The sequence below is a fragment of the Pseudomonas sp. 1121_17 genome (assembly GCF_052850745.1).
Map to the genome: position 1 here is coordinate 115,110 of NZ_VXCX01000006.1, position 12,884 is coordinate 127,993.

2 protein-coding genes and 1 pseudogene are annotated in these 12,884 nt (G+C 64.7%); all 3 read right to left on the reverse strand.

What is annotated here, in order from left to right:
- Nucleotides 1–475: 475 nt before the first annotated feature.
- Nucleotides 476–10,945 carry an amino acid adenylation domain-containing protein gene (locus FW789_RS13685; protein ID WP_446431597.1) on the reverse strand — a complete coding sequence of 3,490 codons (10,470 nt, stop codon included), beginning with the start codon at nt 10,943–10,945 and terminating at the stop codon, nt 476–478.
- Nucleotides 10,942–11,553: a phosphopantetheine-binding protein gene (locus tag FW789_RS13690; RefSeq protein ID WP_431606909.1), complete on the reverse strand. Its 612-nt coding sequence runs from the start codon at nt 11,551–11,553 to the stop codon at nt 10,942–10,944. Before FW789_RS13690 ends, FW789_RS13685 begins: the two co-directional genes overlap by 4 nt.
- A pseudogene (locus FW789_RS13695) lies at nt 11,530–12,720 on the reverse strand (amino acid adenylation domain-containing protein); the annotation flags it as partial. The pseudogene FW789_RS13695 and the gene FW789_RS13690, both read right to left, overlap by 24 nt.
- Nucleotides 12,721–12,884 lie beyond the last annotated feature (164 nt).

Consider the following 12,884-nt stretch of genomic DNA (forward strand, 5'->3'; position numbering starts at 1 on the left):
CGCGTAACATGCGCAAGCTGCTCGAAACACTTAGTAGCATAGGGAAACAATAAGCAACTGGCGACTACCAGCAAGGTATAGACGACATTAGCACCTAAGGGATACGCATCACGCCAATACCAGTTAATCAAAAACACGCCGCTATAGAGCAGCCCACGTTTACATTGCCGAAGATAATATTGAGTGTCCATTTTTGGTCTATCCTGACGTGCTTCAAAAAAAGGCCGCGCCCCTCTTTCGCGGCCTATCTACCTGAGCAATTCACCTGCATGATACCGTTTGGCACAGATGCATGCAAAATGCATATACCCATGCGAGTCTCCCTCATTCAGGTCTCTACGCAAAGCCAAGCGGCTGGGTCGCAACGACTTCAGGCAGCGCAAGTGAGCTACTGCTAACGGGTGCCGCCCATAAGTCATCGCAAAAAAAAGAGGCACCTTTCGGTGCCCCTTTTTCCACCCTTCACGACAAGCCATCACGCCGCCAACGGTCGTTTGCCCAATACCTCCCCCAGGTTGCGATCAACTCGCCCATCCACCAACTGCCACAGCACCTGCAACAATTGCTCGTTGAGCAGACCCACCGCATCCTCAGCGAATGCATCCAGTCGGTAGTCAAAGCGCAGCTGCAATTGGCCTTTCAGCTCCACATACAGCGTCAGCGGGGTATTGGCCTGTTCGACACTATTCATGGCCTGCAAGCGCAAGCCGCGACTGTCACCGCTCGCTTGTGCGGCGCTGACCGGATAGTTCTCAAAGACAATCACGGTATCCGCCAGAGCACCGCCCAGACCCGCCCAACCTTCGATCTCAGCCGGTGCGTTATAGCCATGCTCGCGCACTTGCAGGTTGCGCGCCTGCAAATCCTGCAGCCAGTCGCCCAGCCCTTGTAGGCGATCTATTTCGGCCACCAGCGGCACATCGTTGATATACAGGCCCAACTGCCGCTCGATATCGCGCAAGTGCGGCGGTCGTCCAGACAAGGTCACGCCGCAGGCGACTGTCGATTCACCCGTGTGATGGTGTAGCAGCAACAACCAGGCGGCCTGCATTAGCGTGTTGACGGTGATTTTCTGCCGGCGGGCAAAACTGGCAACCTGCTCGGTCTGCAGTGTGTCAAAGCGGTAGGCCAACTCGCCATGCCCTCCTGCCGCTGCCGCAGTGCGGCCGATGGCGCAGCGCTGCAGCAAGGTCGGCGTGTGCAACAAGGCCAGTTGCCCTTGCCAGAAGTGCTGATCGGCAGAACGGTCACGGCTTTGCAGCCAGGCAATGTAATCGCGATAGCCACCACCACTGCGCACCAGCGCCTGCCCGGTATAGGCAGCCAGGACATCGTTGAACAGCTGAAAACCACTCCAGCCATCCAGCAGAATATGGTGATTGGTACACAGCAGCCGATAGCGCGCGCCACCGCGGTGAATCAACACCAACCGCAACAACGGCTCAGCATCCAGTTCAAACCCACGCAGGCGCTCATCATTGGCCAACTGTTCAAGCTGAGCAGTGCTCAGTTCGCAACCATCCACCTGCCGCAACGGCAACCGTACCTGGCGATGCACCACCTGCACCGGAGCAGCCAACGGCGCCGCCCAGGCAAATCGGGTACGCAGGATCGGATGATGATCCATCGCCGCCTGCCAGGCCTGGCGCAGCCGCTCCGGGTCGACGCCATCGAGGTCCATGCACATCTGGTTGACGAAGTCGCCCGCCACAGCTTCATGCCGCTCATGTTGCAACAGGTACTGTTGCATCGGCGCCAGCGGATAGATGTCTTCGATGGCCGCAGGCGCGACGCCAAGTGCGTCCAGCTGGGGCTGCGCAAGCCCGGCCAAAGGGAAGTCGGACGGGGTGACGCCGGCGTGGCGCTCGTCACAGCAATGTTCGATCAGCTCGGCCAGCGCCTGCACATAGGCATCCGCCAACGCCTGCATCGGCGCAGGGTCGAACATCGTCTGGCTGAAACTCCAGTCCAGGCGTAGACGGCCGTCATACACCTTGCCACTGATCGACAGCCAATTGCCCAGCGGCGCCTCAGCGCTGGAATCGCTGCCATGGGCTTCGCTGGCCGGGCTGAACAAGGCATCATCCTGGCTGAAGCTGCCGTCGAACTGGCCGAGGTAGTTGAAGGTGATGCGCGGTACCGGCAGCGCAGCCAGTTGCCGACGAGTGTCCGCCGAACCGAGGTAACGCAGCACGCCGTAGCCCAAGCCTTTGTCGGGGATGGCGCGCAGTTGTTCTTTGATGGCTTTGATAGAGCTTGCAGGATCGTTAGCCGGTGTCAGCTTCAGCGGAAACACCGAGGTGAACCAGCCGACTGTGCGGCTGAGGTCGATGTCGCCAAACAGCGCCTCGCGGCCATGGCCTTCGAGCTGGATCAAGGTCGAGCCGGCGCCGGTCCACTGGCCGACCACCTGAGCCAACGCGGTGAGCAGCAGGTCATTGACCTGGGTCCGATAGGCTGCCGGCGCCACCTGCAACAGGCGACGGGTCTGTTCGGTGTCGAGCTTGGCGTGCACGCTGGTGGCATCGAGGCCGCTGGCGATCGCGTTGGCTGCAACACCGGGCAGACCGGTAACCGCGCCGCTGAGCTGGCTGCACCAGTAATCCAGTTCGGCCAGCGCGTCGGCGCGCTGCGCATGAGTTTGCAAGCGCTCGGCCCAGCGCTGATAGGCGCTGGATTTTGCCGGCAGTTGCACTGGCTGGTTTTGCAGCGCTTGCTGGTAGGCCTGTTGCAAGTCTTCGAACAGCACCCGCCAGGACACGCCGTCGACCACCAGATGATGCACCACCAGCAACAAGCGCTGGCTGCCATCAGTCAAGGTCGCCAGCACTGCCCGCAACAACGGCCCGGCAGCCAGATCAAAACTGCGCTGGGCAGCTTCGCAGCGTGCTTCCAGTTCAGCGGTATCCGCCACCTCGACCTGCCACAGCAGGCTCTGAGCAACGTCTACGTCACGGTAGTGCGCCTGCCAGCCATCGGCTTGCTCGACAAACGCCAGACGCAGCGCATCGTGGTGTCCAACCAAGGCCTGCAGCGCCTGCTCCAGCGCAGCTGCCTGCAACGGCTCACGGCCTTTGAGCAGTACCGACTGGTTCCAGTGATGCCGGCTCGGGATCGGCTCCTCGAAGAACCACTGCTGCACCGGCAGCAGCACCTGCGTGCCGGTTACCGGGCCTTGTTCGACCTGCTCGCCATCACCCACTTCGGCAACGGCAGCCAAGGCCTGAATGGTTTGCTGCTCGAACAGGTCTTTGGGCGTAAAGCGAATCGACGCCTGCCGCGCACGGCCAACCAGTTGCAGCGAGATGATCGAGTCGCCACCGAGTTCGAAGAAGTTGTCGCTGACGCCAACCTGCTCGACCTTGAGCACGTCCTGCCACAACGCAGCCAGCGTGCTTTCGACGTCATTGCGCGGCGCTACGTAGCTGCGCGCAGCGTGGTCAACCGTCGGCAGCGGCAAGGCCTTGCGGTCGAGCTTTCCATTGGGTGTCAGCGGCAGTTGCTCGAGCAGCAGCCAATGCGCGGGCAGCATGTAATCGGGCAACGCGGCCTTGAGTTCGGCCTTGATCGGCTCGAGCAAGGCTGCATCGGTATGCGCCTGGCGTTGGCCAGCGGCGGCCACCAGATAAGCCACCAGCCTGCGCCCTTGGGCAGTTTCCTGCGCCAGCACCACGGCTTCGCTGATGGCGGCAAAGCCCATCAGGCGCGCTTCGATCTCGCCTAGTTCGATACGGAAGCCGCGAATCTTGACCTGGTTGTCGATGCGGCCGAGGTACTCGAATACCCCCGCCTCGTCCTGGCGCACCACATCGCCGGTGCGGTACAACCGCGCACCGGCTTCGCCATAAGGATCGGGCACGAAGCGCTCGGCACTTTGTCCAGGGCGGTTGAGGTAGCCGCGAGCAAGGCCGGTGCCGCCGATGTACAACTCACCCGCCACACCGACCGGCAACAGGTTGAGGTCGGCGTCGAGCACGTACGCGCTGCGCTCGCCCACGCAACTGCCAATCGGTGCATAGGCCGCGCTGCAGACGTCATTCAAATCAGTGCGCCAGACCATCGGCGTGACCACGGTTTCGGTCGGGCCGTAGCCGTTGATCATCATCTTCGGCTTGAGCACCTGCTGCACCAGCTCGAAGCTGGCCTGCGGCATGGCATCGCCACCAAAGCTGTACAGACGCATCGGCGGTGGATTGCCGACCCGCTGCACGTGCTCGGCCAGCTGGTGCAGATAGGCCGGCGGGAACCCAGCCATGGTCGCGCCGTACTCGCGCAGCGCCTCGCAGGTCTGCTCCGGGGTCCACAGGCTGTCGTCGCGCAAGAGGATGCTGCTGCCATGCAGCAAGCCGGTCAGCCAGCGTTCATGAGCGCCGTCGAAGGCGAACGAGAGAAAGTGCAGTTCGCAATCGGCCGGCGTCATGCGATAGGCCTCGCCGGTGCTGCGACAGTGCATCGCCAGCGGGCCGTGGGCGACAGCGACGCCTTTGGGGCGGCCGGTGGAGCCTGAGGTGTAGATGAGGTAGGCCAGGCTTTCGGGTGCAACCTCGACGACAGGTGTGCTGCTCGCGTGCTGGCTGAGGTCAAGGTTGTTCAGCTCAAGCACCGCCAGCCCCGGCGGGATCGGCAGTTGCGCGCGCTGTGGCGCCACGGTCAGCAGCAGGCTGATGGCGGAATCTTCCATCAAGTACGCCAGACGCTCTCGCGGATAGCTGAGGTCCAGCGGCACGTAGGCGCCACCGGCCTTGAGCACGGCGAGCAAGGCCACCAGCAAGCCGTCACTGCGCGGCAACGCCACGCCCACCCGCAGCTCCTGGCCGACGCCGCGGGCGATCAGCTCATGGGCCAGGCGGTTGGCACGCTGGTCGAGCTCGCCATAGCTAAAGCGCTGGCCGTTGAAAATCAGCGCCTGACGCTCTGGCCAGGCCCTGGCCATGGCGCCAATGCCCAGGTGTACCGGCGGTTCGGCGAAGCGTGGCCAGTTATGGCACAGCGCAGCGCGCTCCGCTTCGGTCAGCAGTTCGATGCTGGCCAAGGGGCGCTCGGCGTCGACCATGAAGGCGGCTAACAGCTGCAACAGATGGCCATTGAGACGCTCGATGGTGACGCGGGTAAACGCTGCGCGGTCGTAGCCGTAGCTGATACTCAGGCGGCGTTCGGCTGCAACTGCCACGGCCAGCGGGTAGTTGGTCCGTTCGCGGCTGGAGACGTCGCCAAAGCGCACGCTACTCTCGGCTTGTTGGCCCAGTGCCTCGGCCACGGGATAGTTGTCGAACACCAGCAGGCTGTCGAACAGTGCCTCGCCGCCGGTGCCGGCCCAGCGCTGGATATCGTTGAGCGGCGTGTGCTCGAACTCACGCAGGGCGAGGTTTTCGGCCTGGACGCTGTGCAGCCAGTCGCCGACGCGCTGGCCTGCCTGCGGGGTGGCAATGACCGGCAAGGTGTTGATGAACAGCCCGACCTGCTGCTCGATCCCCGGCAGCTCTGCCGGCCGCCCGGCCACCGTGGCGCCAAAGGCTACGCTGGCTTGGCCGGTATAGCGCTGCAACAGCAGCAGCCAGGCCGCTTGCACCAGGGTGTTGACGGTGACTTTCTGTTGCCGGGCAAACGCCTGCAGGCGCTTGCTGTTGGCTTCGTCCCAGTCATGGTGGAACTCGCCATGACCGCTCGCACCCGTACCCCGGGCCAGGCTACCGGCCAACCGGGTAGGCTCGTCCAGGGCCGTCAGGCGCTGGCGCCAGAAGCTTTCGCAGGCGGCGCCGTCCTGGCGCTGCAGCCAGCCGATGTAGTCGCGATAACGACCAGGCTGACGGGCCGGCTGCAGGCCGTGATAGCGCTGCATCACTTCGCTCATCAGCTGCGAGCTGCTCCAGCCGTCCATCAGGATGTGATGGTTGGTGTAGATCAGGTGTTGCTTGCCGCCGCCCAGCTCCAGCAGGAGCAGACGCAGCAATGGCGCCTGATCAAAGCGCGAACAGGCCTGCCGCTCGGCAGCGGCAAGTGCCTCCAGATCCACGCCTTGGCCATCGAGCACCTGCAACGGCAGCTCGACCTGACGATGGACAATCTGCACCGGCTCACTCAGCTCGCCCTGCCAGTGGAAGGACGTACGCAGGATGTCGTGGGCTGCAATTGCATCCGCCCACGCCTTGCCGAAACGCTCGGCGTCGAGGCCTTGCACCGGCACCTGCAGTTGATTGACGTAGTCGTCCGAGGCGTGTTGGTAGAGGGTGTGAAAGAGCATGCCCTGCTGCATCGGCGCCAGTGGATACAGGTCGGCGATGGCCCGCGGTGCTACCGGCAAGACATCCAGCTGAGATTGCTCGAGCGCTGCCAGCGGGAAGTCGGACGGCGTAACTCCGCCGTTTGCCACCTGGCAGCAGTGCTCGATCAGCGCCAGCAGGGTCGCCTGATAGTCGTCGGCCAGCCGCTGCACCGTGGCATCGTCGAACACCTCGCTGCTGAAGCTCCAGCTCAGCGCCAACTCGCCGCCGTAGACCTGGCTGTTGAGGGTCAGCCAATTGCCCAGCGGGGCACGTCTGTCGCGCTCGTCCCCGGCGTTTTCCGCTGCCGGCGCAAACAGCGAATGCTCGTCGAAGCTCTGGTCGAACTGACCCAGGTAGTTGAAGGTGATCGCCGGTTTCGGCACTGCCGCCAACGCGGCGCGGCAGGCATCGTCACCGAGATGACGCAGCACACCGAAGCCCAGACCATTGCCCGGTACCTGGCGCAGTTGCTCCTTGATTGCCTTGATCGAACTGGCGATATCGTCGGCTGGGGCCAGACGCACGGGGTACAGGCTGGTGAACCAGCCCACCGTGCGTGACAGGTCGATTTCAGGGAACAGCTCTTCGCGGCCGTGACCTTCCAGTTGCACCAGCACATCAGGGCGACCGGTCCAGCGGCATACAACGTCGGCCAGGGCCAGCAACAGCAGGTCGTTGATCTGCGTGCGGTAGGCTCGTGCAGCGTCCTGCAGCAGGCGGGTGGTGGCCTCACGTGGCAGACGGGTGTTGATAGCGCGGCCATGGCAGGCCAGGTTGGCGCCGTGTGGGCGGTCCAGTGGCAGGCTGGCATCAGCGTCACGCAAGCGTTGCCAGTAGGCCAGTTCAGCCGCGGTCAGCGGACCGCGGGCGTGCTCGCGCAGGCGCAGGGCCCAGCTCTGGAACGCGCTGGTCTTGGCCGGCAGACGCGCCAGCGTGCCTTGTTGCAGATCCCGGTACAGCTGCTGCAAGTCTTCCAGCAACACCCGCCAGGACACGCCATCGACCACCAGATGGTGGATCACCAGCAATAGCCGCTGGCTGCCATCGGCAAGGTCCATCAGCACCGCGCGCAGCACTGGGCCGTTGCTCAGATCCAGACTGGCTTGTGCACGCTGGCCGAGATCGCGGACAGCGGCATCGTCGGCCACGGCTTCGTGCCACAGGCAAGCCTCGATGCTGTCGACGTGGCTGGCCTGCCATTGCCCGGCAACCTGCTGATAGCGCAGGCGCAAGGCGTCATGGTGCTGTTGCAGGCTGTTCAGTGCCTGGGCCAGCAGTGCCGCTTGCAGCGGGCTGCGTGGCGTCAACAGCACGGACTGGTTCCAGTGCTGCAACTGCGGGATGTCGCTGGCGAAAAACACCTGCTGGATCGGCGTCAGCAGCATCTCGCCGCGCACTGGGCCCTGGTCGATCTGCAGCACCTGGATACTACTGGCAACGGCTGCCAGCTCAAGGATGGTCTGGCAGCGGAAGACGTCTTTGGAGGCGATATGAATGCCCGCCTGACGCGCCCTGCCGACCATCTGGATGGCGATGATCGAGTCACCGCCAAGTTCGAAGAAGTTGTCGCTGATGCCCACCCGCTCGACACCGAGCAGCGCTTGCCAGATTTCTACCAGTTGACCTTGGACGTCGTTGGCGGCAGCGCGATAGTCGGCCTGGCTGCTGACGTCGGGTTGCGGCAGTGCCTTGTGATCCAGCTTGCCGTTGGCGGTCAGCGGCAGCGTGGGCAACAACAGCAGATGGCTCGGCACCTGATGCGCTGCCAACCGCTCGCCCAGCCACTGACGGATCCCGGGCAGATCGGCCTCGGCGGCGACCAGATAGGCCACCAGCTGTTTGCCGGTCGGGCCGTCCTGAGCAACCACGGCGCATTCACGCACCTGTGGGTGGCTCTGCAGGCAGGCCTGCACCTCGCCAGGTTCGACCCGGTAGCCGCGAATCTTGACCTGATGATCGACCCGGCCAATGAACTCCAGCAGGCCATCGGCGCGGTAGCGCGCCTGGTCACCGGTGCGGTACAGCCGTGTGCCGTCGGTGTTGAACGGGTTGGGCACGAAGCGCTCGGCGGTCATGCCCGGGCGCAGGTGATAGCCACGGGCGACGCCGGCACCGCCCAGGTACAGCTCACCGGCACAGTTCACCGGCAGCGCGCCAGCATCACTGTCGAGCACGTAGGCGCGCAGATTGGCCAGCGGCCGCCCCAGCGGCAGGCGTGTAGCGTGCGCCCAGTCGCCATCGAGGCTTTGGGTGATGGCGCCGACCGTGGTCTCGGTCGGGCCGTAATGGTTGACCACGCGGCAGGCCGGGGCCAGCTGCTGAATGCGTTGCAACAGGCTCGGCGGGCAGGCTTCGCCGCCCAGCACCAGGCACTGCCGGGGGATGACTGCGGCGTTGTCTTCGCCAAGCAGCGCCGCCAGGTGCGACGGGACGATCTTCAGCACATCGATCTGTTCGTTGTGCAGATAAGCACCCAGGGCGCTGCCATCGACCGCCATGTCGTTGTCGATCAGGTGCAAGGCCTGGCCGTGGCACAGCGCGCCAAACAGCACGGTATGACCAAGGTCAGCAGCCATGGTCGAGACCAGCGCCATGCTCCGCGCCTGAGTGATCGGCAGGCGTTCGCCGATGGCTGCAACGTAGTTGGCCAGCGCGCCGTGGCTGACGGTGACGCCCTTGGCGCGACCGGTGGAGCCGGAAGTAAAGATGACATAAGCCAATTGCTGCGGGTCGCTGATCGGCGCCAGCGCCCAGCCTGCGCCGGACAACGCCTGGGTCGGGTCGGGCAGCAGTTGCTGGTGCACGCCTGTCAGGTCGGCAAAGCGCTCAGCCAGCGGCGCCTGCACCAGCAGGTGCTCGAGGGCGCTGTCGGCGATCATCTGGTTGAGACGTTGCTGCGGGTACTCGGGCGCCAGCGGCACATAGGCGCCGCCGGCCTTGAGCACCGCCAGCAGGCCGACGACCATCTCCAGCGAACGCTCGGCAGCGATACCGACCAGTACATCGGCGCCCACTCCCTGCTCGCGCAAGCGCCCGGCCAAGGCTTCGGCCTGGGCGTCGAGTTGGGCATAGCTGAGGCGCCGTGCGCCTTGCACCACAGCGATGGCCTCAGGTGTGGTTTGCGCATGGGCACTGATCCGCGCCGGCACATCGAGGGCGCGCTGCTGCAACGGGCCGCCTTCGGCCCATTGCGCTAACTGCTGGTGTTCTGCCGGGCTGTACAGCGCAAGGTCGCCAATCGCCTGCTGAGGATCGCGCAGTGCATCAGCGAGCAGATTGCGCCAGTGCTTGGCTAGGCGGGCAATGGTGCTGGCGTCGAACAGATCAGTGGCGTACACCAAGGCTGCATACAAGCGGCCATCGGCTTCGCGGGTGCTCAGGGTCAGGTCGAAGCGCACCGCTTCATGCCCGCTGCCCTGCACCTCGACGGTCAGGCCCGGCAATTCCAGGCGGCCGGCGTCGGCTGCGTCGACCAGATGGTTGTAGAGCACTTGAAACAGCGGGCTACTGTCCAGATTGCGCTCGGGTTGCAGGGCATCGACCAGTTGTTCGAACGGCGTGTCCTGATGCGCCTGGGCCTCGAGGACCCGGCTTTTGACCTGGGCCAGCAGCGCGGCAAAGGTCTGCTGGGGCGTGATATCAGCCTGTAGCACCTGCGTGTTGACGAAAAAGCCGATCAACCCCTCGACTTCAGCGCGAGTACGGTTGGCCACGGGCGTGCCGACGCGGACCTGAGCGGCGCCACTGTAACGGTGCAGTACGGCCTGGAAGCTGGCCAGCAGCAGCATGAACAGCGTGCTGCCGGTCGCCGCCGACATAGCGCGCAGGCGCGCGCCAAAGGCTGCATCGAATTCGATTTCATGGCGCGCACCGTGGTTGCTGCGGCTGGCCGTGCGTGGCCGGTCCAGTGGCAAAGCCAGCTGCATGTGCTCGCTACCGAGTCGCTCGCGCCAGTAGCCCAGCTGCCGCTCGCCCTCACCGGCCTCCAGCCACAGCCGCTGCCAGTGGGCGTAGTCGGCGTAGTGTACGGCCAGAGGCGGCAACGCAGCGCGCTGCCCCTGCAAGGCCTGGCGATAACCTTCGCTGACTTCGCCAACCAGGATCGGCAACGACCAGGCATCGCAGACAATATGGTGGCTGCAGAACAACAGCACATGCTGCTCGGCATCGAGCTTGATCAGCGTTGCCCGCAGCAGCAAGTCACGCTCCAGATCGAAGGGCTGCTCGGCCAGCGCCGTCATCTGTTCGGCCAATAGCGCTTCGGCGCCCTCACCCGCGGCACTGAGGTCGAGCCGGGTCAGGGCAAACCGACGCTGCGGGTGGATCACCTGCAACACCTGCTGCTCGTGCCAGCGGAAGCTGGTGCGCAGCACTTCGTGCCGCTCGATCAACTGCCCGATCGCCTGCTCCAGCGCGGTGCTGTTCAGCTGTCCACGCAAGCGCAGCAGCGCGGGTTGGTTATAGGCGCTGGACTGCGGGTCCAGTTGCCATACCAACCACAGCCGCTGTTGCGCATACGAGGCCGGCAACTCGCTGATGCCCGCCTCGCGCGGCGGAATCGGCAGAATATCCAGCGACAGCCCCTGGGCGATCATCTTCGCCTGCAGGGCGCTGCGTTCCGCTGGGCTGAAGCCGGCAAAGCGTTTGGCCAGGGCCAACATCCGATCGGGTAGCTGACTCATTGCTGCTCAGCCTCGGCGAACAGGGCTTCGAGGGCATCGAGCTTGTCTTCGTTGACTTCGTTATCGCGGTGCAGCTCGACCTGCTGGGCCAGCAACTCGACGGTTTCACCTTCGAAAAATGCGCGCAGCGGCAGGTTGATATTGAGCTCGCTGTGTACCCGCGAGCGAATCCGCGTGGCCAGCAACGAGTGCCCGCCGAGGGCGAAGAAGTTGTCGTGGATACCGACTTGCGGCAGCTCCAGCGCCTCCTGCCAGATGCGCGCCAGCGTCTGCTCCAGCTCATTTCGCGGTGCGACATAGGCCTGACCGCGTTGCTCGCGGGCACTCAGCGCGTTGCGGTCTAGCTTGCCGTTGGGGGTCAACGGCATGCGCTCGAGCGCGTTGATGAAGGCTGGCACCATATGCTCGGGCAATTGCTCGCGCAGCAGCTCCAGCAGCGCCGCTTCACTGGCCTCGGCAGGCGCGTCGGCGTGCAATACCACATAGGCCGCCAACTGCTTGCCGGCCGCGGTATCACGGGCAACCACCGCCGCTTCGCGTACGCGGCTGTCAGCGCCAAGACGCGCTTCGATCTCGCCCAGCTCAATACGGAAGCCGCGAATCTTCAGCTGGAAATCGAGGCGCCCAAGGTAGTCGAGCACGCCGTCCGGGCGGCAGGCCACGCGGTCGCCGGTGCGGTACAGGCGCGCCCCGGGCACTGCCCCGTGCGGGTCCGGCAAGAAGCGGCTGGCGGTCAGGCTCGGCCTTGCCAGGTAGCCGCGGGCCAGGCCGGCGCCGGCGATATACAGCTCACCCGGGCGACCGAAGCCGACCAGTTCGCCCTGCTCGTCGAGCACCTGCAAGCGGGTGCCGGCAATCGCCGTGCCGATCGCCACGCGCTCGGCCAGTACTGGCTCGGCGACTGCCTGGGCAGTGCACCAGACGGCGCTCTCGGACGGCCCGTACTCGTTGACCAGGAGTGTCTGCGGCAAGCGGTGCTGGTGGCGTTCGCTGAGCTCGATCGGGCAGGCCTCGCCGGCCACGATCACGCAGGCCAGGCCGGCGTCAGTTGGCAGTGCTTCGAGGATCTGCGCATAGAACGATGGCAGCGCGAGGAAGTGCGAGATTTGCTGGTCGGCAACCTGCTGCGCGATCTGCAACGGGTCTTTGTGTGCCTGCTCGGCCGGCAGGCACAAGCTGCCGCCTTGAGCGAGGGTCCAGAAAATGCCGGCCACCGAGCTGTCGAAGGAGAACGACGACAGCATCAGGAAGCGTTGGATCGGTTCGCGGTAGAACTGCAAGCGCGCCTGGGTCGAGGCACAGGCGTTGGCATGGCTGATCATCACGCCTTTGGGCAGGCCGGTGGAGCCGGAGGTGTAGATCACATAGGCCAGATCGTCGCTGTGATTGCTTGCCGGCAGCGGGCTGGCGTCGCCCTCCTCCAACGTCTGCGCGGTTACTTCCAGCTGCACGGTTGCAGCGGGCAGCGTCAGTTCCTCAGGCAGCGCCTGCAAGCGCACCAGGCAGCGGACGCCAGCGTCTTCAAGCATGAAGCTCAGCCGTTCGTGCGGATAGGACGGATCCAGCGGCAGATACGCGCCGCCAGCTTTGAGGATGGCCAGCAGGGTTACCACGATTTCCACTGAGCGGCCGCCGTAGACGCCCACTAGGGCATCACGGCCGACACCTTCGGCTTGCAGGCGCCGCGCCAGGCAGTTGGCCTGGCGGTCGAGTTCGGCGTAGCTCAGCTGGCGGCCTTCGACCTGCAAGGCGATATGCTGCGGATGTAGCGCGGCGCGGCGTTCAAATAGTTGGTGCAGCAGTTGCGCCTGCGGCGTCTGCAGGCTGGCACTGTGGTCCAGCGACGCCAGCACCTGCCGCGACTGGCCGGCATCGAGCGTGGCGATGTCGCTGACGGAGTGCTCAGGCGCGGCCGCAGCTCCGGCGATGAACACAGCAA

What these genes read in the sequence shown, in the direction of transcription:
- FW789_RS13685 (WP_446431597.1), bottom strand. Translation starts at nt 10,945, where the DNA reads ATGAGTCAGCTACCCGATCGGATGTTGGCCCTGGCCAAACGCTTTGCC.